Origin of the sequence: Isoptericola croceus (genome assembly GCF_029382255.1) — a bacterium.
GTDB classification, from domain to species: Bacteria; Actinomycetota; Actinomycetes; order Actinomycetales; family Cellulomonadaceae; genus Isoptericola; species Isoptericola croceus.
In genome coordinates, this window is record NZ_JARLLG010000298.1 from 1 (window position 1) to 269 (window position 269).

The 269-nt window shown below is 57.2% G+C and carries 1 protein-coding gene; it reads right to left on the reverse strand.

Annotation, left to right across the window (positions count from 1 at the left end):
- Positions 1-216, reverse strand: a 216-nt coding sequence (locus PZC42_RS24720) for a hypothetical protein (protein ID WP_277214179.1), incomplete at its 3' end; no start/stop codon positions are given.
- Positions 217-269 lie beyond the last annotated feature (53 nt).

The following is a 269-nucleotide window of genomic DNA, read 5'->3' on the forward strand; positions in this document are numbered from 1 at the left end:
GATGTTGTTCTGGAAGGGGTATGGGACCCATTGGCCCTTGCAACGGACGTAGGAGATACGCTGGTGGTGGTACCAGTCATCCTTGTTGGGCAGGGCCTCATCCAGGCACTCGTCGAAGTACTTGTAGTGGGAGAAGATGACGTGACCGCCAACATCGTAGAGCTGTGTTCCTGTCAGTGTCCGGCGACCGATCGCGCAGGCCTTGACGGAAAACATACGAATCCTTCTGGGGTCACATCGGTGGATGCCAGACCACCGGGGGTCTCGTT